This is a genomic window from Janthinobacterium lyxosi (genome assembly GCF_051380665.1).
GTDB lineage: Bacteria > Pseudomonadota > Gammaproteobacteria > Burkholderiales > Burkholderiaceae_D > Janthinobacterium.
Genome location: NZ_JBNYXM010000016.1, coordinates 112,493 through 133,718, shown reverse-complemented (window position 1 = coordinate 133,718; position 21,226 = coordinate 112,493). Strand labels below are relative to the sequence as shown.

Here is a 21,226-nt window from a genome sequence, read left to right as displayed (position 1 = left end):
TTTCCTTGGAAAAAAGTGCTGGGGCTTGGTATGGCAGTTTACTGCAAATGTTATCGGGAGCGTGGCATTTCGGGTGGCGGGTCACGGCGCCATCGTCGCTTTCTTTGCGGCAAGTTGGTTGCTCAGTTGCTTGGCAAGTTCGTCGAGCCGGCGCGCCAGGAAAGCCAGCTCGTGCGGGTCGCTGATCTGGCCGCTGGCGATCAGGCCGCCGATTACCAGGCGGGCGCTGTCGAGCTGGTCCATGTCTTCCAGGATGAACGCTTCCATTTCGCGCACCCAGGCTGGCACGTGTGGCCCCGTCGCCAGTTGGCGCAGTTCGCGTGCGTAGCTGAGCGCCAGCGGCAGGTCGTGCAGCTGGTGCTTCGCCACCAGCACCGCCTGCGCCATGGCGGGCCAGCGGCGCTGCGGGTCGGCGGCAAAGCTGGCGGCGACAAAGTCCAGCATGCGCCGCGCGCGCTGCGGATCGGTCACGCCCGCATACACGATACTGGCGGCCACCAGCGCATACTGGCTGCGCGGATCGAGCGTTTGCGCCGTGTCCAGCCAGCCGGCCAGGCGTTCATAGTCGAGCTGGCGCCACGGCAGGCTGACGCCGGGCTGGTCTTCGAATGATTGCAGGTACAGCAGCATGGCCTTCGACATCGCCAGCGGCTCGCCCAGGCTGGCCAGGCGCGCCACGGCCGCCGGCGGCGGCGCAGGCAGGGGCTGCGCCTGGGCGGGAGCGTGCTGCTGCGCCAGGCGCCAGCCCAGTTGCAGCAGCAGGCATGCGGCCAGCAGCCAGCATAGGGGGCGCGGCACGCTCGACCAGGGGCGTTGGGCGCTGGCCATCAGATGTTGCGGCGGTAAAAGTCGCACAGCGCGCAACTGGCCAGCAAGCCGACATAGATGGCTGTCTGCGCCGTCACGCGGCCCAGGGCTTGCCAGTCGCCGGTCGCGTACAGCAGCCATTCCGTGCGCGTAAAGGCGTCGAGGCGGGGCAAGAGCAGGGCCAGCACGTCGATGGCGCCGGCCGTGACCCGCTGTGCCAGGGAATCGCCCGCCTGCGGGCCGTGCGCCAGCAGTTGCAGGCTGCCCAGCATGCGCGCCAGCACATAGAAGCCGCCGGTGGCGGCCAGCGCGGGCAGGGCCTGCTGCAGGCTGGCCGCGCACAGCAGGCTGAAGGCGGCGACGATCCACAATTCACCCAGCAGCGACAGCGCCCACAGCGCGCTGTGCGCGGGCGCGGCAAACAGCGCCATCAACAGGCCGAACAGCAAGGCGGGCACGGCCGCCAACGCTGCGTAGCCCAGCAGTTTGCCCAACAGGTAGGCCGCGCGCGGCATGGGCAGGGCCAGCAGCAACTCGAGGCCCCGGTCGGCCGCTTCGCGCGCCATGCTGGTGATGATGAACGTGGCCAGCAGGAAGACGCTGGCCAGGCGCAAGGTGGCCGCCAGCAGCGCCGCCTGCACGGCGCCGCTTTCCGTCAGCGCCAGTTGCTGCAGGAAACCGGCCAGGGCGGCGGCGCCGCAGGCGGCCAGCACGAATAGCCACAGCAGGCGGCTGCGCAGCGCTTCGAGCAGCGTGTAGCGGGCGATTGTGAGGGTGGGCTGGAGCATGGGCAGGCGCATCAGCGGGGCAGCCTTTGTGCCGCTACCATGCGGTTGAACAGGATATTCGGCGACACCCAGGCGACGAGGTCGTCGAACTCGCCGCCTGGCTGCTGCGGGCCGCTGGCGGCGCGGCTGATGAAGGTGGTGGCGTTCGATGCATTGTTGCGCTCGTCGACATTGTTGCCGAAAGGCACAGCCTGGCGTTGGCCCTGCTCGCTCGTGGCGCCAAAGCCGTTCTTGCCGTGGGACATGATCATGGCGGGGATGTCGTTCAGCGCCGTCGCCTGCAGCAGCGCGCCGCCATTGCGCGTGACGATGCTGATGTCGCGCGGCGTGGACAGGCTGAAGAGCTGGCCGCTGTCGCTGAAGGCCGGCGTCACGCTGTAGCGGAACAGATTGTTCCAGCTGTCGCCTTGACGCAGCCCCAGCGTGGCCCACGGCAGGAAACCGGCGCGTTTTTCACCATTGCAGCGGACGCCGCGCCGGTCTTCCAGGCCATTGCCGGCAGAGATGGCGGGACAGGGCAGGTAGCCGTAGCGCAGCGCGTAGCCCGTCAGCGCTTCCTTCGCTTCATTGAGCGCCTGTTGCGTCTCGGTCACCTTGCGTTGTTCCAGTTGCACCGTCAGCGGCGTGACCAGGCCGCCTATCATCAGGCCGACGATGACGAGCACGATGGCAATCTCGATCAGGGAAAAGCCGCCCTGGCGGCGCGAATGGAGGGCGCTCATGGGAGGTTGCGCGCGGCGCGCATGCGTTGGTACAGGGTGGGCAAGGTAATCCAGGTGAGCATGTCGTCAAAGGCGCCACCGGGCAGCGTGGCAAGCTCGGTGGCGGGGCGGGCAATGAAGCTGCGGCTGGCGCTGTGGTTGGCCGCTTCATCGAGATTGCCGCGTGCCGTATTGATCTGCGTCACGCCGCTGGCAGCGGTGCCGTGATGATCCTTGCCTTGCGAGAACAGCACGGCAGGCAGGCATTGGGCGCTGACGTCGCACAGTGCCTGGCCCGCCACGAAGGCGAATTCGCCGCGCGCGTTGCGATCGAGCACGACGCGGTTGGCGACGGCGGAAAACGAGACGATGGGGGCGCGCGCCATTTCCGGCGTGACGCTGTAGCGCAGCAGCTTGCCCCAAGCGTCACTGCCCGCTACGCCCAGCGCCACCCACGGCAGGAAGCCGCTGCACTCGGCGTCGTCAGTACAGTCGGCGGCCCGCTCGCGCCCGTCGAGGGCGGAGGCGGCCGGACGGGGCAGGCGGCCTTGCGTGGCGGCAAAGCCCAGCAAGGCTTCGCGCGCCTGCGCCAGGGTGGCCAGGGTGCGCTGCTGGCGTTCAGCCTCGCCCGACTTGCGGCCGAAGGCGCTGATCAAAAGGCTGGCCGCGCCCAGGCCCAGCACGGCCACCAGCAGCAACAGGGCGGCGCCGCGCTGGCGATGTGGCTGTGGTGGCGTCATGGCTGCGCCTCCTGTGCCTCGGTGACCGTGCCGCTGGCCGGGTCGTAGCGCTGGCCAGGTTTCAGCAGTACCACCTGGCCCGTCGACAGGCGCAAGGTCAGGGTGCCGGATGCGCCGGACTTGTCGCGCGCGAGGCGGTTGTGCGGTTCGTTCTGCGCTTCCTGGTTCAGCCAGACGGTGGAGCGGCCGCTGCTGCGCAGCACCACGCCATTCAATTCCACGGGCGGGGCGGGTGGTGGCGGTGGCGGTGGCGGGGGCGGCGCCAGGGCGGGATCGGCCGCCGGCGGCCCGTAGCGCTGCGCATCGATCTGGGCGCGCTGCTCGGGCGACAGGAATAATCGCCCCAACTGCGGTGCCTGGGCGCGGGCCGTGAGCACGCTGCCGGCCAGCAGTGCGTACAGGATGAGGGTGCGCAGGACGAGGGTGCGCTTCATGGCCGCTCCAGTTCGGGCACGGCCATGCTGCCCAGGGTCAGCCACAGCAGTTCGCATTCGGCGCCCAGCGTGGGCGTCGCGCCACTGCCGGCCCCGGCTGCTGCCTGGCGCTTGAGCGTGCAATCCTGCACGGCGAAATAGCCGGCCTGGCGCAAATCGTTCAACAGGTTCAGCAAATCCATCTCGTGCAGCAAATCCATCTGCAGGCGCATGCGGCTGCCGCGCAGATGATATTGCCCCATCACCATGGGCAATGGCACTTGCAGCCCTTGCTGCGGGCTGATGTCATAGCTGATCGGCAATAATTTTCGCTGTTCCTGGCTGCGGCGGATGGCGTCGATCCAGGCCAGGCGGTTTTCTTCGCCGATCAGGCCGCGCTGGCGCAGGGCCAGGAATTGCGGTTCGTAGGTGCGGATTTCCTGCTTTTCCGCCTCCGCGTGGTTGAACAGGGTGGTGGCCGCCGAGCGCGTGCGGCGCGCCATGTCTAGCTGCTGTGCTTCACGCATGCGATAGGCGGCGCTCAGACTGAGCAGCACCAGGCTGGCTAGCAGGGTCAGTGCAAAGCACAGCAGGGCGTTGCGCACCAGGTGCAGTTCGCCCAGCCAGGCGGGCAGGGTGCGCGTGGGCGTGCCGGCCCGCTGCATGCCGGGCAGGGGCGCTTGCTTGACGGGGCCGCTCATGGCTGCCACGCGAGCAAGAGGGTAAAGCGGGCCTGGCTGTCCGGTGCCGGCGCGGCGCTCTTGCCGGACAGGGCCACGCTGGGGCGCAAGTCCAGCGGCGTTTCCGCTATCGTCACCTGCAAGCCCGGCTGGCGCGCCAGGGTTTGCGCGAAAGCCGTGATGGCGGCCAGTGCGGCGCGGTAATCGTTGTTCGGCATGGCCACGTCTGCTTCCAGTCGCAGCGCCTGCGACGGCGCGACGGGAATGCCTGCCAGGGTGCTGCCGCCCTGCATGCCGGCGCCCGGCTGCTGCTGCTGCTGCTGCTGCTGCTGCGCTGGCTGGCTGCCGGCCGCGCGCGCGGGCGCCGGGCCTGCATGCCAGTGCAGCTGGCTGAGCGCAACCTGCGGCGCCTGCTCCAGCGCGGCGCTCAGCATGCCCAGCAGCCGGCCCGGTTCCGGCGCCTGGCTGGCGATCATCTGGCCCAGGGTCACGGCCACTTTCATGTTCTGCGTCTTGGCCGGCGCCGGCGGCTGCGTCGACATGACGCTGCGGTAGCGTTCCTGGTAGGACGCCGTTTCCTGCGCCATGCGCCGCGTGCTGGCACCGTCGGCTATGCCGCCGAGCAAGTTAATCGCGCACCACAGGGCGGCCGACCCACCGATCAGCGCGCTGGCGCCATACAGCGTGTTGCGCGCGCGCTGGAAGTGGTAGTAGCGGGCCAGCGCACCGGGCGGATAGTGGCTGGGCGGCGGATGCTTGCCCAGCAAGGTCAGCAGCAATTCGTCGGCCAGCGCTGGCGTCCGGCACAAGCCCACCCGTTCGCCGGCCAGTTGCAGGTCGATGAAGTGGTAAGCCACTTCGACACCGTTGTCGCACAGCAGTTCGAGCTTGGCGATCTGCGCGCCCGGCGCCAGGATGACGGTATTGAGTACGTCGCCGCGCGCCAGCATACGCGTGCTGGTGAGAAATTGCCGCGTCTTTTCCGTTTCCAGCGCGATATTCACGGCCACGCCGTCGAGCGCGATGGCCAGGGTCTGGCGCGAAAAGCGCAGCTGGCCCTTTTCATAATAGCTTTGCCGCAAGCCGCCCGATTGCTGCGTCACCAGCAGCAGGTGTTCGTGCGCGATCGACAGCTTTTTCACCAGGGCGATACTCAGCAGGCTGGTCGAATAGATGCCGGCCACGGGCACGCGCAAGTGCTCAAGCGCCTCCGTCCACGGCTGCAGCAAGGTGGGGTTGGTCAGCGCAAAGAACAGCACCTGGTCGTCGTGGCGGCCCGTGCTTTCACGGCCCAGCAGCGTGCTGCCCCGGTAGGGCGTATCGCGGTGCAATTGCTGCTTGCGCCGCTCCAGCAAGGCGCGCCCCGCCTTGCCGCGCACGTGGGGCAGCAGCTGGCGCTGGAAATCTTCCTCGATCAGGTCTGTCAGCAGGTAGGCGGGTACATCGAGCCGCCGTGCCTGTGTATCTTCCAGCCACGCGACGAAGTCGTCCAGCCCGGCTGCGCTGCCGGGGAAGGTGTGGCCCTGGCCCAGCACGCCGTGGTCCCAGTCGTAGGCGCACAGGGCGTCGCTGGTAATGTAGAGTAATTGTTTGCGGAACACGGCGGCCTCAGGTCTTGAGTGTGCTGATGGTGTCGTAAATCGGCCCCAGCACCGACAGCATGATCCAGCCCAGCAGCAGGCCCAGGATGACCGTCATGGCCGGCTCGATCATGGCTTGCACTTTTTCGATCAATTCCTTCACTTCGCGGTTGTAAAAGTAACTGACATTGCGCAAGGCCGTGTCCAGTGAGCCTGTTGCCTCGCCCACCTTCAGCATGCGGATCACCAGCGGCGGGAAGATGCCCGTGTGCTGGAAGGCAGCGGTGACGCCGTAGCCTTCGCTGATCAGCTGGGCGGCGCGGCGCAGGCCGGCCGCCACTACCTGGTTGCCGGCGATGCCTTCGGACAGGCGTATGCATTCGAGTATGGTGATGCCGGAAGCATACATCAGGGCAAAAAACGTGGCGAAGCGGGCCAGGATGATCTTGTGCAGCACGGGCCCGACCAGCCACAGCCGCAGTTTCAAGCCATCCCAGGCATAACGGGCCGCCTCGCTGCGGCGGATCAGGGCGCGCAGGCCGAAGAACAGCAGCACGGGCAAGGTCAGCAGCAGGTACCAGTAAGCGATGAAGACATTCGATACGGCAATGAGCACGCGCGTATGCAGCGGCAGCTCGCCGCCCATGTTGCGAATGAAGGCCGTCAGTTGGGGCACGAGATAAATCATCAGGAAAAACGTTACGGCCGCCACCACGACGGCCACGATGACGGGGTACATGACGATCTTGCGCGTTTGCGACGCCAGCTCGTCCTGCCACTTCAAGCTTTCCGACAGGTTCTTGAACACCTCGGCGATCCTGCCGCTTTGTTCTCCCGCAAGGATCAGGCTGGTAAACGTGGCGTCGAAGATGTCGCCATGCTGGGCCAGCGCGCCCGACAGGGGCAGGCCGCCCTCGATGCTTTCAATGAGATCCGTGACGACTTCGCGCAGGCGCGGGTGATCCGTGCTTTCGCGCAAATCGTTCAAGCCTTCCAGGATGGGCACGCCGGCACCCGTCAATTGCTCCATGTGGAAGCAGAAATTGATGAGGTCGCGGCGGTGGATGATGCGCTTGCCCAGCAGCACCAGATACTGGCCCGTGATCTTGCAGTCGACCAAGTCGAGTTGCATGCGGTGCAAACGCGCTTCCAGATCCGGCACGTTGGCCGCCTCCATGCTGCCGGGAATCAGCTCGCCGGCGGCATCCATGGCGCGGTAGACATATTGCGCCATCAGGCCAGCCTTTCCGTCAGGTCGACCACGCGACCCACTTCTTCCAGGGTCGTCACGCCTTCCCTCACGCGGCGCATGCCGTCGTCGACGATGCCCTTGAAGCCGGCCGCGCGTGCCGCGTTCTTCAATTCGCGCGAACTGGCGCGGCGCGCCGTCAATTCATCGAGTTCGGCTGTCATCTTGAGGATTTCCATGATGGCCAGGCGGCCCTTGTAGCCCTGGTGCGCGCAGCGCTCGCAGCCGACGGCGCGGCAGACGGACACGGGCGCATCGTCCTTTGCCAGGCCCAGCAGGCGGCGCTCGACGTCATCGGCGATCAGCGTTTCCTTGCAATGCGGACACAAACGGCGCACCAGGCGCTGTGCCACGATGCCGATGATGTTGCCGGCCATGATGTCGGGCAGGATGCCGATGTCGAGCAGGCGCGCCACGGAACCGATGGCCGAGCTTGTATGCAGGGTGGAATACACCTGGTGGCCCGTCATGGCGGCGGCAAAGGCCATCTCCGCCGTTTCGCGGTCGCGGATCTCGCCCACCAGGATGATGTCCGGGTCTTGTCGCATCATCGAGCGGATGCCGTCGGCAAAGCCCAGCTTGACCGATTCGTTGACGGAGGTCTGGCGTATCATGTTCATCGGATACTCGACCGGGTCCTCCAGGGTCATGATGTTGACGCTTTCCGTATTGATATGGTTGAGTATCGAATACAGGGTGGTGGTCTTGCCGCTGCCCGTCGGGCCCGTCACCAGGATCACGCCGTCGGGACGCGCGATCATTAATTTGAGCAAGTTGAGTTCCGGCTCGGCCAGGCCCAGGGCATCCAGCGGGACGATGCCTTTTTGCCGGTCCAGCACGCGCAGCACGACGTTTTCGCCATGCGTGGTGGGCTGGGCCGAGGCGCGAAAGTCGATTTGCCGCCCAGAAAACTTGATGCTGATGCGCCCATCCTGGGGCGCGCGCGCCTCGGCGATATTCATGTTCGACATCACCTTCAGGCGCACGGCCATGGCCGGCCAGTACGATTTGTGCAGGCTGCGGATTTGCCGCAGGATGCCGTCGATGCGGTAGCGGATGCGCAGGAACGACTGTTCCGGCTCGAAATGGATGTCCGAGGCGCCATTCTGCACGGCGTCGGCCAGCAGCGCGTCGATCAGGCGCACCATGGGCTGGCTGTACTCGTCCGACGGCGAAGCCATGCTTTGATAACTGACTTCGCCCGTTTCGATTTCATGCAGGATGCCGTCGATCGACAATTCAAAACCATAGTACTGGTCGATGGCGCGCGAAATATCCGATTCGTTGACCAGTACGGTGGAAATCGTGATGCCCTTGACCAGCATGGCGCTGATCTGATCGAGCGCCACGATGTTGCTGGTGTCGGCCATGGCCAGTATCAGGTTGTCGGCTTGCCGCTCGTACACGATGGGAAACACGCGGTAGCGCTTGGCCACGTCCTTCGGGATCAGTTTTAATGCAATGGCATCGACCACCAGGCTAGCCAGGTCCGCGCTGACCTGTTTCAGGTTTTCGCTGAGCGCCTCGCGCACGGTCGCTTCCGTAACAAAACCCAAAGTGATGAGCAGCTTGCCCAGCGGCTCGCTGCTGCGCCGCTGCTCGATCAGCGCAATGCGCAGCTGGTCTTCACTGATCACGCCTTTCTGGATCAGCAGCTTGCCGAGGGGAAGTTTTGCCTGTTCTGCCATGTCGCTTATTCTTGACGGGGTGTGATGGTGGCCGGGTCGGCCAGTTCGCGCAAGCGCGTTTGCACCACGGCCCGGTCGAAGGCGGCGGGCGTGGTTTGCGCCAGGGTCAAGGCGCGCTGGTAATACGTGGCGGCCAGCCTGGGCTGGTTCAGCCGGTCCAGGCCCACGGCCAGGTTGAAGGCATAGTCGGGATTGCCGGGCGCGGCGCCGTAGGCGCGGAAAAATTGCTGCTGCGCTTCGTTCCAGCGGCGTTGCTTGGCATACACGTTGCCCAGTGCAAACAGCACGGGGGCGCTGTCGGGGCTGCGCGCCAGGATGGCTTTCAGTTTTGCCTCGCTGAGCACCACGTCGCCCTGGCGCAGGCCGATCAGGCCGGCCAGCGCCTCGCCATCGTCGGGGTTGATTTCCAGCAAACGTACGTACAGCGCTGCCGCCTGCGCGCCCTGGTGTTCGCGCAGGGCCACGGCCGCCAGGCCCAGCAGCGCGTCGCGGTTATTCGCATCCTGCCGCAGCACGGTTTCATATTGTTGCCGAGCAAGACCCAGCTGGCCCCCGTTGAAGGCCTGGTAGGCTTGCTGCACGCCGGGGTTGATTTGCGGCGCGGCAACGCTGCGCTGCACCTGGATCTGGCTATTCTCGGGCGCGGCCACGGGCGGCAGGCTGGGCGGGGCGGGCGGCGCCATGTGCGCCAGTTGCGCTGCCACGGCGGCTTGGGCCGCCGCCTGTATCATCGCCTGCTGATTCATTGCCTGCTGCTCTGCCGCACCCGCTGGCTGGCGCGCGTCGCGCGGGTAGTCCGGCGGCAAGGTGGCGGGTGCGGGCGGGGCGTCCGGCTGCGCCGCGCCCGTTGCCGGTACCACCACGATGGGAGCGGCGCCACCGGCCGTGCCTGGGGCATCCGTCAGCGGCATGGGCACGCCGGGCAGGTTGGCGCCTGCGCCGGGGCTGTTGCTGGCGCGCCAGTACCAATATGCCATGGAAGCGGCCACAAGCAGCAGGATCGCCAGCAGCACAGCCAGGCGCACGGTGGCCGGGTCGACGCTGATGGGCCCCGTGGGGCCTTTCGGCGGCGTATTGCTGCGGCTGGCGCGTGGCCGGGCGGGGGGCGGCTCGGCACGCGCGCGCGGTGGCTCGGGAGGCGGACTAGGCTGTGACCCCGGCTGGGCGCCACTGGGCGCCGGCGGCGCGGGTGCATCCGGCAGCGGTTCCAGGCTCAAGTTGCTGGCCGGCGGCACGGGCGGCGGGGCAGGCACGGGACGCAGCGGCAGGGCATCGGCCGGTGCCAGTTCCAGCACCTGGTCGTAGGCTTCGGACGGCTTTTCCAGTTCCTCGTCGGAAAGACTGTTCTGCTTGGCGCGCTCGGCCTTCTTGAGCGCCTGCATCAGCAAACTCATGGGAGGTCTCCCTGCAGGCGTGCCTGCGGCTGAGTGGCCGCAGCTGGCGGGCCATCCGTGTATGGCTGGCTGTTGAGCGGCGCTTGGCCAGGCAGCAGGTAGCGGTAGTCGCGGTAATCGCCATCGACGCTGGCATCCTTGACCACTACGGGGCGCATGAAGATCACCAGCTCCGTCTTGCTGCTCGCCTCATTGCGATAGGTAAACAAATTGCCCACCAAAGGCAGGCTGGACAGGCCCGGCACGCCATCCTTGGCATTGTCGATGGAATCCTGCATCAGGCCGCCCATCACGGCGATCTGGCCATTGCCCACTTTCATGATCGATTCCAGCTCGCGCGCCTGGATCACGGGCACGCGGCTTTGCACATTCGCCGTGGCGAGGGCCGGATTCGGGTCTTGCACGTAGCCTACGATGCGCGTGATGGTGGGACGCACGTTCAAGGTCACTTCATCGCTGTCGGAAATCTGCGGCGTGACGCTCATGACGAAGCCGACGGGCACCGTTTCCAGTTTCGATTCATACGTGGCCGGCGTGGTGATGGTGCCGGTCGAGCTGATCACGGCGGGCGTCACCTTGATGGTAAAGAAGACATTGTTGTCGACTACCTTCAGCATGGCCGTCTGATTGTTGAGCACGCTGATCTTCGGACTGGACAGCACTTTCACCTTGCCGAACGATTCGAGCAGCTGGATGGTGGTGGAGAAACTGTCTTTCAGATAATTGAGCAGGAAGATGCCCGGCGTGGCGTTCGGCGTGACGCCGCTGGACAGGGCTGCCGTGCCCACTTGCCCCTGGCGCAGCTGCAGGCTGCCGGTCAGGCGCGACCAGTTGATGCCTTGCTGGTATTCATTGCTCAGGCGTACTTCGATGATGGTCGCCTCGATCAGCACTTGCCGCTTGGCGCTGTGCACTACTGCATCGAGGAATTCGGCGATCTTTTCGTGCTGGCGCCCCGTGGCGCGCACGGCGATCAGCCCGCCCTCCACGTTGACGACCACGGACGAGGGGCTGCCCTTGTTGGCCAGTTTTAACAGCGGCATGCCGTTCGCGTCCAGCGGCTGGCCAGGATTCGCGTTCTGGCTGGCCACTTGCTGGCCCGGCGCAGGTGCATATTGTCCGCCATTCTGCATCGGCGGCTGGGCGCCGTACTGGCCCGCCGCGCCCGTCGCCGGGAGATTGCCCGCCTGGTTCTGCGGCTGCCCCTGCTGTCCTTGCTGCCCCTGCTGGCCGGGCATGCTCGTCAATTGCTGGTTCAGCTGCGCCAGCGGGTCCACCTGCACGTCGTTGAGCGTGGTCTCGCGCAGCAGGTCGCGGATATTTTTTTCCAGGCTATACCAGAAATTATTTTCCGAACGATTCACCACCAGGGTGGTCGAATTGTTATTGCCACTGCCGCCGCTGCCCTGCGTACTGCCAACGGGATTGCTGGCGTTGTTCGACCCGCCGCCCGCCGTGGAGATTTGTGTGGCGATATTCACGCTGCTGTTGGTGCTGCGCGCCATGTTGACGTAATCGACCTTGTAATTGCGCCATACGGGTGCGTCGGGCAGTACTGTCAGGTTCTTGTCATCGATTTCGTAGCGCATATCGACTTGCTTGCCGATACGCGCCAACAGTTGCGGCAGGGTCTGGTTCAGTGCATTCAGGGTGACGCTGCCTTCGATCTGCGGGTGGATGTCGATATTCATGCCCGCGTCACGCGCCAGCGCAAACAGCAGCGATTGCACGGGCACCTTGTGCACGGTGACGCTGTAGGTTTCCACTTTGGGCGCGGGCAGGGGTGCGGCCAGCGCGCTGCTTTGCTGCACCGGTTCGGGAATGATGCCGGCTGGGCGGGCCACGGCATCGAGGTGGGCAGGCGACAGCGGCGTTTGATGTGCGGCGCAGCCGGCCAGCATGGTGCTGCAGGCGAGGGCGACCCAAGATGCCAGCACAGGAATAGGGTGTTGATTCATGAAAAGTTCGCCCTTGGAGTCGTGTTGTGCTTTTGTAATTTTACCCAGCATGATGGCCTAAAAGCAATCGGCTGTGCAGGCTTGGGAGGCAATATGCAGAAATAAAGTCAGGGTGTACCACGTCCCTTTTTTGCCGCAGCCATGGCTTTCATTTCCGTACGGATACTGTCTATGTCGCTCAGCAATATTTTCTGTGGCGACGCCTGGGCCAGCCTGGCCCAAACGGCTTCGGCGCTGGCCTGGTCGGCGAAGCTGCCGTAGACGATGGTCAGGCGCGCTGCGGCGCCGGTGGGCGCCTGCGGTGGCGTCGCTTGCCGCGCTTCGGACGGTGTACCGGGCGGCGTATTGGGCGGGATATTTTCTGGGAACGCGCCAGGCAGACGAAAGACATGGATGTCGCGCAGGCCGATGGCTTGCTGCGCCTGCTGCAAAAAGGTTTCTGCCGCGGCTGTCTCGCTGGCAGGCAGGCTGGCGATCTGCAGCACCAGTTGCTGCGGCCCTTGCTGTGCCAGCCAGTCGCGTGATTCGGCCAGCTTGCTGTCGAGCAGTGTTGACGATGCTGCCGCCCGGGCATCGGCGTGCGGGATAGTGCTGGACGGGTGGCTGGACGGCGGCGCCATCCCCGCCGCTGTCTGGCCCTGGCTGGCTGCCAGCCATTGCCACAGCAGCGCAGCGGCCAGTACCAGCATCAGTGCGCTCAAGGCGCCCGCCAGCAGCTTGCCCGCATGCCAGGGCGGGCGGTGAAAGGGGCTGTCGGCAATGGCCAGGCGCACGTGGCGCGCGCTGATTTCCTGCGCATCGTCCGCAAACGCTGCCAGCAAGGCTTTGTCGGCCAGGATATTGACCCTGCGTACAAGGCCCTGCGCAGCGCGGGCCAGCCGGCGCAGCGCGGCCGGTGTAAAAACGAGCGGCGCCATGCGGCCGGCGGCGGCCAGGCGGCATGCCAGATAGTCGCCCAGCAAGGCTTGCGGCAGGCGCGGCACGGTAAAACTGTGAGTGATGCGTTCCTTCAATTGGCGGAACTGGGGCAAGTCCAAAGTGTGCTGCAATTCCGGCTGGCCAAACAGGACGATCTGCAGCAGCTTGTGGCTGGCCGTTTCCAGGTTCGTCAGCAGGCGCAGCGCTTCCAGCGTGGCGCCCGGCATGGCCTGCGCCTCTTCTGCCAGCAGCACGACCTGCCGCCCTGCCGCATGCCGGGCGATCAGCTCGCCGTGCAGGGCGCGCAGCACGGCGTCGGCGCGGCAGCCGTCCAGCGCCAGGCCCAGTTCGGCGGCGATGGCATGCAGGACTTCATCCGGCTCCAGGCGGGGATTGAGCAGGTACAGCACGTCGACCTGGGGCGGCAGGCGTTCGGCCAGCATGCGGCACAGCATGGTCTTGCCGCTGCCCACTTCGCCCGTCAGCTTGATGATGCCTTCGCCTTGCGTGACGGCATACAGCAGCGCGGCGAGCAGTTCGCCCCGTGTATTGCCCGTATAAAAAAAGGCCGGGTCTGGCGTGATGCCGAACGGCGCCGTGCGCAAGCCGAAATGGGGCAAATACATGCCGTGCGGGGAGGGCGCGTAGTGCTGGGAGACCTGCGTGTCGGCGTTCATGCCGCGATGCAATTGAGGAAAGCCTGCTCGAGGCTGGCATCCATCGTGTCGCCATGGCGCGCGCGGCATTCGGCGGGCGTGCCCGTAAACACGATGCGGCCCATATGCAGGATGGCCATGCGGTCGCACAATTCTTCCACGTCGGCCAGCGCATGCGACGTGAGCAGGGCGCCGCGGCCCTGCGCGCGCGCTTGCCGCAACACTTGCTTGAACTGCGCGCGCGCCTTCGGGTCGAGTCCGCTCATCGGTTCGTCCAGCACCAGTTGCGGCTTGCCCGACAGCAAGCAGGCGGCCAGCCCCAGCTTCTGCATCATGCCTTTCGAATAGTCGCGCGCAGGGCGCAGCAAGGCGTCCGGCGCCAGGTCCAGCGCGCCCAGGGTTTGCTGCACGGCTTGCGCATCGCAGCGCACATTGTGCAGGCGCGACAGGTAGCGCAGGAAGTCGCCGCCCGTCAGGTAATAGGGCGCCTGGAAACGTTCCGGCAGAAACGACAAGGGCTGGCGCGCCGCGCCGTGCCGGTGCGGCTGGCCGAAAATGGCGATCTCGCCCCGCTCGGGCGTGCAAAAGTCCAGCAGGCATTTCAGCAGGGAAGTCTTGCCGGCGCCATTCACGCCGACCAGACCGAACAGTTCCCCCGCGCGTACCTGCAGGTCGACGCCGCGCAGCACGGCGCTACCCGCCAGCTGCAGATGCACGTTGTGGAACTCGATGGCGCAAGCGTTCATAGGGGCAATGGTCGGCAGGCAAGAAGGCGTACGACCGCCATTATTGCCACGTGCGCAGGTGGGCGGCAAGTGTTTCCTTGCAGAGTGTTGAAATGCGCGAAAATCAAGCCACGGAATATATTCTCTTTAAGAAACAACAGGTTCTGGAATAAAATGCCTGTGCGCGCCGCTGGCGTGCAGCATCTGTTGAATCTGTCGAGGAGCAAGCATGGCAAGGCCAGAGAAAGTCCGGCTCGGTGAAATCTTGGTGCAGCAGAAATTGCTGACGGAACAACAGTTGGGCGAGGCCTTGACGGAACAGAAGCGCTCGGGGCGCAAGCTGGGCCGCGTTTTTGTCGAGCACGGCTTTGTCACGGAAGAGCAGATTTCGGGCGCCCTGGCGCGCCAGCTCGACATTCCCTACATCAATCTGAAGTTTTTCAACATCAATCCGGAACTGGTGCGGCTGTTGCCGGAAACCCAGGCGCGGCGCTTCCGCGCGCTGGTGCTGGAAGACCGGCGCGATGGCTTGCTGATCGGCATGTCCGACCCCACCGACCTGTTCGCGTACGATGAAATCGCGCGTCTGGTCAAGCGCCATATCGAGCTGGCCGTCGTCAATGAAACGGAAGTGCTGGCCGCCATCGACCGCATTTACCGCCGCACGGAGGATATCTCCACCCTGACGCGCGAGCTGGAACAGGACCTGGGCGATGTGTCCGTCGACTTTGGCGCACTGGCCGCCAATCCGGGCCTGGAAGAGGCGCCCATCGTCAAGCTGCTGCAATCGGTGTTCGAGGACGCCACGCAGGTGCGCGCCTCGGACATCCACATCGAGCCACAGGAAGGCCGGCTGCAGATCCGTTTTCGTATCGATGGCGTGCTGCACCTGCAGACGGAAGCGGACAGCAAGATCGCCAGTTCGCTGGCGCTGCGCCTGAAACTGATGTCGGATCTCGACATTTCCGAAAAGCGCCTGCCGCAGGATGGCCGCTTCGCCATCCGCGTGAAAAACCAGCGTATCGACGTGCGTATCTCCACCATGCCGACGCAGTACGGCGAATCGGTGGTGATGCGGCTGTTGAACCAGGGTGGCACGTCGCTGCGCCTGGACGCCATCGGCATGCCGCCCGAGCTGGTGGCACGCTTTCGCGCCATCGTGCACCGCCCGAATGGCCTGGTGCTGGTGACGGGGCCGACCGGCAGCGGCAAGACGACGACCCTGTATTGCGCCTTGTCGGAACTCAATTCCGTGGAAAAAAAGCTCATCACGGTGGAAGACCCCGTCGAATACCGCTTACCCGGCATTAACCAGGTGCAAGTGAACGACAAGATCGAGCTGAATTTTGCCCGCGTGCTGCGCTCGGCCCTGCGGCAAGATCCCGATATCGTGCTCGTCGGCGAGATGCGCGACCAGGAAACGGCGCAAATCGGCTTGCGCGCCGCCATGACGGGTCACTTGGTACTGTCGACCCTGCACACGAACGACGCCATCAGCACGCCGCTGCGCCTGATGGACATGGGCGTGCCCCGCTACATGGTGGGCAGTTCGCTGCAAGCCGTGCTCGCGCAGCGCCTGGTGCGCGTGATTTGCGAAAGCTGCAGCACGCCCTACGTGCCCACGCCCAACGAATACGAATGGCTGCGCCTGGAATTGGGCGAGCTGGTCGAGCGCAACCAGTATTTCCACGGCAAGGGCTGCTCGCATTGCAACGGCATGGGTTACCGGGGCCGCACGGGCGTGTACGAATTGCTGGAAATTACGCGCGCAGTGGCCGATGCCGCCAACCATGCCGATCCTTCACACTTCATGAAGGTGGCGATGGCGCAGATGGCGGGCGACACCCTGCGCCGCCACGCCGTGCAGCTGGTGGTCCAAGGCCGCACGACGGTGATGGAAGCGATGCGCATCAGCAACCAGAGCGAGGATTGAGGTGCCGTTTTTCTCCTACAAGGCGCGCAACGCCAGCGGCGAATTGCTCCAGGGGGTACTGGAAGGGGCCGACAGCGGCGCTGTCGCCGACCAGTTGTTTGCCAGCGGTGCGATGCCGGTGGAGATCCTGCTGACCAAAAAAACCGCCGCCAGCAGTACCGACATAGGTTGGTGGCAAAAGCTGACAGAGAAAAAAGTCAGCTCTATCGATGTGCAATTATTCAGCCGCCAACTCTACACGCTGCTCAAGGCTGGCGTGCCCATCATGCGCGGCCTGGCCGGCTTGCAGGAGTCGGCCATCAGCACATCCTTCGGCCGCGTGATCAAGGACTTGCGCGAATCACTCGATGCCGGACGCGAATTGTCGGCAGCGATGCGCCGCCATCCGGATGTGTTTTCGCCGTTTTACCTGTCCATGGTGCGCGTGGGTGAAATGACGGGGCGCCTCGACGAAGTCTTCCTGCGCCTGTTCGACCACCTGGAGTTTGACCGCGAAATGCGGGCGCGGGTCAAGACGGCGACACGCTATCCCACTTTCGTGATCGCGGCCATGCTGATTGCCATGGTCATCGTCAATATGTTCGTGATTCCCCAATTCGTGAAAGTGTTTGCCAGTTTCAACGCCGAACTGCCTTTGATGACACGCATCCTGATCGGCACGTCGGCCTTCATGGTCAATTACTGGCCGGTATTGCTGGCAGTGACGATTGCCGGGATCGCCGCTTTCCGGGCCTGGTTGCGCACCGTGCCTGGCCGCTACACGTGGGATCGCTACAAGTTGCGTTTCCCCATCGCCGGCAAGATCATTCTGAAAGGCACGATGGCGCGCTTTGCGCGCAGCTTCGCCTTGTCGAGCACCAGCGGCGTGCCCATCGTGCAAGCGCTGACGGTGGTGTCGCAAACGGTGGACAACGCCTATCTGTGCGCCCGGGTCGAGCAGATGCGCGACGGCGTCGAGCGCGGCGACAGCATCCTGCGCACCTCGGTGGCGGCGGACGTCTTCACGCCGGTGGTGCTGCAAATGATCGCGGTCGGCGAAGAGTCCGGCTCGCTCGATGAGCTGATGAATGAAATCGCCCAGATGTACGAACGGGAAGTGGATTACGAATTGAAGACCCTGTCCGCGCAAATCGAACCCATCCTGATCGCCTTCCTTGGCCTCATGGTGCTGGTGCTGGCGCTGGGCATCTTCCTGCCCGTGTGGGATTTGGGCAAGGTGGCCCTGCATAAATGACACAGCGCCATTCGTCAAAGAACAACGTTGTGGCTGGCAAGGCAAGGCAGCGGGGTTTTACCTTGTTTGAGCTGGCCGTCGTGGTGTCCCTCATCGCTGTGCTGGCGGGCGTATTGCTGAGCCGGTTGACGGTGCTTCAGCAGGAAGCGGAGCGGGTCGCCGTGCAGCAAACGCTGCTGGCGCTGCGCGCGGGCCTGCGCATGGAAGTGCTGGAACTGTATGCGTCCGACCGGCAAAACCAGTTGCCGACGCTGGCGGGGCAAAACCCCATCGATTGGCTGGCGGAAAAGCCGGCCAATTATTTGGGTGTATATGCAGCGCCGGAGATAGCAAAACTTCCCCAAAGTCATTGGTTTTTTGATAGAAATAATGCAGAATTAATATATATATTAAATCGAAGCAACACTTTCGGCGCCAGCCGTTCCGAGTGGCTTCAATTCAAGGTAAGCTTGCGGCAAGCGTCCGCTACTCCGGCCAGGCCCTCAACCCCGGCTGATGCGCCGGAGGTGGCCCTGATACAGATGGGCGAGGCGGGCGGGCTGAAATAGTTTTTTTATTCTGCGGGTAAATTTTACCAGTAGTGTTTTTTTGATTTTTTGGAGATCAGCATGAAGATCAGCAATAATAAGCAGTCGATTCGTCGTTTTCAACAAGGTGCCCAAGCGGGCTTTACGCTGATCGAGTTAATCGTCGTCATCGTCATCCTGGGCATACTGGCGGCCACCGCGATTCCACGTTTTATCAATTTGTCGGCGGACGCGCGCCTGGCGAAAATCAATGGCGCCCGTGCCTCGGTGCAGGCAGGCGCTGCCCTGGCCCATGCGCGATGGCTGGTCGATGGTGCGGTCGCCACCGCCACTTCGGTGACGATGGAAGGCACCAGTATCCCCATTGCGAACGGCTACCCTGACGCTACCGGCATCCTGGTGGCGGCTGGCATCACGGAGCCGGATTTCAAAGTGACGCCCGCTGCGGGAACGACGCCGTTGTCGATCGCTGCCGATGCTACCCATCTGGCCTGCGCTTTCACCTATACGGCCGCTGCCGCTGCCAGTACCGCGCCGACGATAAGCGTTGCGCCTGGCCTCGGCAGTTGTTAATGGCGTAAGCCCCGCATGCGGCGGCAGGTCGCGTCGCATGCAATCCGCCTGGTTCGCCAGGCGTTTTTATTCTTCCGGGCATGTTTCAGCCGGCATGTCGCTCATTGCCACAGGTGTACACGATGCTGTCTCCAGCAGGTTTGATGTTTGCCGGACCAGCCAGCCGTGGGCGCCGGCAGCGCGGCTTCACCCTGGTCGAGCTGATCGCCGTGCTGGTGGTGGGCGGCTTGCTGGCGGCCGTCGCCATGCCGCGCTTCTTCCAGCAAGACAGTTTTGACGCGCGCAGCTTTGCCGATCAAAACGTGAGCATGCTGCGCTATGCGCAAAAACTGGCGATCGCGCAAAACCGTCCCGTCTTCGTGCAGCTCGACGGCACCCGCATTGCCCTGTGTTTCAATACTGCCTGCGACGCGGCCAACCGCGTCTTGCCGCCTGCGGGCGGCAACAGCGGACGCAAAGCCACCTTGAGCGCCTGCGCCAATACCACGGCATGGCTGTGCGAAGCGGCACCCGGCAAGATCAGCTACAGCGCGCCGTTGGACATCGCCGCTTTTTATTTCAATGCCCTGGGCCGCCCTTACAAGTCCACTGACACCGAGCCCGTTTCGAGCTTTCCTGCGCGCATCAGCATCGGCATCAGCGGCGGCGGCATGACGCGCAACATCATCGTCGAAGGGGAGACCGGCTATGTCCATTACTAGGGACGCAGCCATGGCGGCGCGGGGGACGGTGCAGCGGGGCGTGACCCTGATCGAGCTGGTCATCTTCATCGTGGTGGTCAGCATCGCCGTAGTTGGCCTGCTGCAAATCTTCGCCCGCACCACGGCCAGCAGCGCCGATCCGCAATTGCGCAAGCAGGCGCTGGCCATCGCCGAAGCCATGCTTGATGAAATCGAAGGGGCACGGTTTACGTTTTGCAATCCGCTCGCCGATCCGGCGGCCGATACGGCGAAGAATGCCGCGCCGTTCGACAGCGCCACCAACCCCGACGGCTGCAATACGCCGCAAAATGTGAGCGCGACGGTGCCCGCCACGGGCCGGCCTTATTACAATGTCAGCGACTATGTGCGGGCTTTCAATGCTCCCGTAGAGTATGCCGATGACGCGGCCGGAAATGGCTTTCCTGCCGGCTATGCGGTGAGCGTTGCCATCGCCCCCGACGCGGGACTGGGGCCAGCCGACGCCAGGCTGCCTTCGGCCGCCGCGCCCGTCAACATGAATGTCTTGCGCATCACGGTCACCGTGACTTACGGCACGAATCAGCAGATCGTGCTGGCCGGCTACCGCACGCGCTACGCGGGGGATGCCGTCCCATGATGACTTTTCCATTCCCCCGGCAGCGCGGTTTCACCTTGATCGAACTGATCGTGGTGATCATCATCACGGCCATCGTCGCCGGCATGGTGACGGTGTTCATTCGTGCCCCCGTGCAAAGCTACCTGGATGTGACCGCTCGCGCCGAATTGGCCGATGCGGCCGATACGGCATCGCGGCGCATCACGCGCGACGTGCGCCTGGCCTTGCCCAACAGCGTGCGCGTGACGAACAGTGCAAGCGACAGTTATCTGGAGTTGCTGCTGACCAAGACGGGCGGGCGCTATCTGTCGGAAGATGACGATCTCAGCGTGACGCCGGGCAATGTGCTGGCCTTTGACCCCCTCACGCCGGCAAGCAAGCCGAACATCTTCACCATCGTGGGCGCCGCGCCATCCGGCTTGCAAGCCATCGTTCCCGGCGACTTTATCGTCGTCAACAATCTGGGCGCACAGCCTCCCGTGAACGCCTACAATTGCAGCGGGCAGTGCAACCGCGCCCAGGTCGCTTCCATCAGCGGCAACGATGTCACGCTGGCGAGCAACCCCTTTGTCGTGCAAACGCCGTCCATGCCATCGCTCAGCTATCGTTTCCAGGTGGTCAGCATGCCGGTGACCTACCATTGCGCGCCGAATGCGAACGGCACGGGCACGTTGACGCGCTATGCCGGCTATGTGATCCAGCCTGCCCAGCCGGTGAACGCCGCCGCTGCGCCGCTGCAAGGCGCCCCGTCGGCGGCGCTGATGGTCAAACAGGTTGCCAGCTGCAGCTTTTCCTTCGCCGCCCTGGCCAACGTGCAGCGCGGCCTGGTCAGCGTCAGCCTGACGCTGGGCGCGCCCGGCGGCAACGCGGGCCAGCTCACGCTGGTGCAACAGGCACAGGTCAATAATTCGCCATGACAAACTCCATTTTTCCCATGCCGCCCGGGAGGCCCTCATGTCGCCCGGCGCGCGGCTTCAGCATCGTCACCGCCATTTTTCTGCTGGTGGTGCTGTCCGCGCTGGGCGTGGCGCTGCTCTCCATCTCCACCATGCAGCATGCCGAGTCGGCGCTGGACGTGCAGGGCGCGCGCGCCTACCAGGCGGCCCGTGCCGGCATGGAGTGGGGCGTGTACCGGCAGCGCGTCGACGGAAAATGTGTCGCCAGCAGCAATTTTTCGCTGCCCGCAAATGGCGCGCTAAGCGGCTTTAGCGTGACCGTGCGCTGCATGCAGGCGGCGGGCGCATTGCCCCGTTTCCAGGTGATTGCCACCGCCTGCAACCAGCCTGTGGGCGGCGTTTGCGCCACTGTCAACGCCACCAACAATCCCGATTATGTGCAACGCGTCGTGCAGGCGGAGTTTTAAGCG

The 21,226-nt window shown here is 64.6% G+C and carries 21 protein-coding genes; 8 read left to right on the top strand and 13 right to left on the bottom strand.

Features of this window, described 5'->3' with window-relative positions; all coding sequences use genetic code 11:
* Positions 1-81: 81 nt before the first annotated feature.
* From ACQ4WP_RS18325 to ACQ4WP_RS18265, 13 genes are all read right to left on the bottom strand, one after another.
* Positions 82-828: a hypothetical protein gene (locus ACQ4WP_RS18325; protein WP_436523076.1), complete on the bottom strand. Its 747-nt coding sequence runs from the start codon at positions 826-828 to the stop codon at positions 82-84.
* On the bottom strand, positions 828-1,595 hold the full coding sequence (locus ACQ4WP_RS18320) for an ABC transporter permease subunit (RefSeq protein ID WP_436523074.1): 768 nt from the start codon (positions 1,593-1,595) through the stop codon (positions 828-830). The genes ACQ4WP_RS18325 and ACQ4WP_RS18320 overlap by 1 nt, the downstream gene beginning before the upstream one ends.
* Positions 1,596-1,606: 11 nt before the next feature.
* Positions 1,607-2,317 (bottom strand): type II secretion system protein, encoded by a 711-nt coding sequence (locus ACQ4WP_RS18315; RefSeq protein ID WP_436523072.1) that lies wholly within the window; start codon positions 2,315-2,317, stop codon positions 1,607-1,609.
* Positions 2,314-3,036, bottom strand: a complete 723-nt coding sequence (locus tag ACQ4WP_RS18310) for a hypothetical protein (protein ID WP_436523070.1) — start codon at positions 3,034-3,036, stop codon at positions 2,314-2,316. The genes ACQ4WP_RS18315 and ACQ4WP_RS18310 overlap by 4 nt, the downstream gene beginning before the upstream one ends.
* On the bottom strand, positions 3,033-3,470 hold the full coding sequence (locus tag ACQ4WP_RS18305) for a hypothetical protein (RefSeq protein WP_436523068.1): 438 nt from the start codon (positions 3,468-3,470) through the stop codon (positions 3,033-3,035). Before ACQ4WP_RS18305 ends, ACQ4WP_RS18310 begins: the two co-directional genes overlap by 4 nt.
* Positions 3,467-4,150, bottom strand: coding sequence for a hypothetical protein (locus ACQ4WP_RS18300; protein ID WP_436523066.1), 684 nt, complete (start codon positions 4,148-4,150; stop codon positions 3,467-3,469). The genes ACQ4WP_RS18305 and ACQ4WP_RS18300 overlap by 4 nt, the downstream gene beginning before the upstream one ends.
* The gene (locus ACQ4WP_RS18295) at positions 4,147-5,730 is read right to left on the bottom strand and encodes a hypothetical protein (RefSeq protein ID WP_436523064.1); all 1,584 of its coding nucleotides are present in this window, start codon (positions 5,728-5,730) and stop codon (positions 4,147-4,149) included. The genes ACQ4WP_RS18300 and ACQ4WP_RS18295 overlap by 4 nt, the downstream gene beginning before the upstream one ends.
* Before the next feature lie 7 nt (positions 5,731-5,737).
* On the bottom strand, positions 5,738-6,943 hold the full coding sequence (locus ACQ4WP_RS18290; protein ID WP_436523062.1) for a type II secretion system F family protein: 1,206 nt from the start codon (positions 6,941-6,943) through the stop codon (positions 5,738-5,740).
* A complete protein-coding gene (locus ACQ4WP_RS18285; protein WP_436523060.1) occupies positions 6,943-8,646 on the bottom strand; it encodes a GspE/PulE family protein in 1,704 nt (567 codons plus the stop codon). Before ACQ4WP_RS18285 ends, ACQ4WP_RS18290 begins: the two co-directional genes overlap by 1 nt.
* A 5-nt stretch (positions 8,647-8,651) precedes the next feature.
* On the bottom strand, positions 8,652-10,040 hold the full coding sequence (locus ACQ4WP_RS18280) for a tetratricopeptide repeat protein (protein ID WP_436523058.1): 1,389 nt from the start codon (positions 10,038-10,040) through the stop codon (positions 8,652-8,654).
* Complete coding sequence (gene mshL, locus ACQ4WP_RS18275; RefSeq protein ID WP_436523056.1) at positions 10,037-11,998, bottom strand: pilus (MSHA type) biogenesis protein MshL; 1,962 nt, start codon at positions 11,996-11,998, stop codon at positions 10,037-10,039. Before mshL ends, ACQ4WP_RS18280 begins: the two co-directional genes overlap by 4 nt.
* A 107-nt stretch (positions 11,999-12,105) precedes the next feature.
* Positions 12,106-13,593: an ExeA family protein gene (locus ACQ4WP_RS18270; protein WP_436523054.1), complete on the bottom strand. Its 1,488-nt coding sequence runs from the start codon at positions 13,591-13,593 to the stop codon at positions 12,106-12,108.
* A complete protein-coding gene (locus tag ACQ4WP_RS18265; protein WP_436523052.1) occupies positions 13,590-14,318 on the bottom strand; it encodes an ABC transporter ATP-binding protein in 729 nt (242 codons plus the stop codon). The genes ACQ4WP_RS18270 and ACQ4WP_RS18265 overlap by 4 nt, the downstream gene beginning before the upstream one ends.
* A gap of 208 nt (positions 14,319-14,526) precedes the next feature.
* Between ACQ4WP_RS18265 and ACQ4WP_RS18260 the strand changes: the two genes are divergently transcribed.
* The 8 genes from ACQ4WP_RS18260 to ACQ4WP_RS18225 all read left to right on the top strand — a co-directional run bounded on the left by ACQ4WP_RS18260 (position 14,527) and on the right by ACQ4WP_RS18225 (position 21,223).
* Positions 14,527-16,230, top strand: coding sequence for a GspE/PulE family protein (locus ACQ4WP_RS18260; protein WP_436523050.1), 1,704 nt, complete (start codon positions 14,527-14,529; stop codon positions 16,228-16,230).
* A gap of 1 nt (position 16,231) precedes the next feature.
* Positions 16,232-17,464, top strand: a complete 1,233-nt coding sequence (locus ACQ4WP_RS18255) for a type II secretion system F family protein (protein ID WP_436523048.1) — start codon at positions 16,232-16,234, stop codon at positions 17,462-17,464.
* Complete coding sequence (locus ACQ4WP_RS18250; RefSeq protein ID WP_436523046.1) at positions 17,461-18,012, top strand: type II secretion system protein; 552 nt, start codon at positions 17,461-17,463, stop codon at positions 18,010-18,012. The genes ACQ4WP_RS18255 and ACQ4WP_RS18250 overlap by 4 nt, the downstream gene beginning before the upstream one ends.
* Positions 18,013-18,072: 60 nt before the next feature.
* The gene (locus tag ACQ4WP_RS18245) at positions 18,073-18,564 is read left to right on the top strand and encodes a prepilin-type N-terminal cleavage/methylation domain-containing protein (RefSeq protein ID WP_436523044.1); all 492 of its coding nucleotides are present in this window, start codon (positions 18,073-18,075) and stop codon (positions 18,562-18,564) included.
* Positions 18,565-18,686: 122 nt separating this feature from the next.
* Positions 18,687-19,265 (top strand): pilus assembly FimT family protein, encoded by a 579-nt coding sequence (locus ACQ4WP_RS18240; protein ID WP_436523042.1) that lies wholly within the window; start codon positions 18,687-18,689, stop codon positions 19,263-19,265.
* Entirely contained in the window at positions 19,252-19,881 is a 630-nt protein-coding gene (locus tag ACQ4WP_RS18235) for a type IV pilus modification PilV family protein (protein ID WP_436523040.1), read from the top strand. The genes ACQ4WP_RS18240 and ACQ4WP_RS18235 overlap by 14 nt, the downstream gene beginning before the upstream one ends.
* Positions 19,878-20,777 (top strand): prepilin-type N-terminal cleavage/methylation domain-containing protein, encoded by a 900-nt coding sequence (locus ACQ4WP_RS18230; protein ID WP_436523038.1) that lies wholly within the window; start codon positions 19,878-19,880, stop codon positions 20,775-20,777. Before ACQ4WP_RS18235 ends, ACQ4WP_RS18230 begins: the two co-directional genes overlap by 4 nt.
* Positions 20,774-21,223: an agglutinin biogenesis protein MshP gene (locus tag ACQ4WP_RS18225; protein ID WP_436523036.1), complete on the top strand. Its 450-nt coding sequence runs from the start codon at positions 20,774-20,776 to the stop codon at positions 21,221-21,223. Before ACQ4WP_RS18230 ends, ACQ4WP_RS18225 begins: the two co-directional genes overlap by 4 nt.
* Positions 21,224-21,226 lie beyond the last annotated feature (3 nt).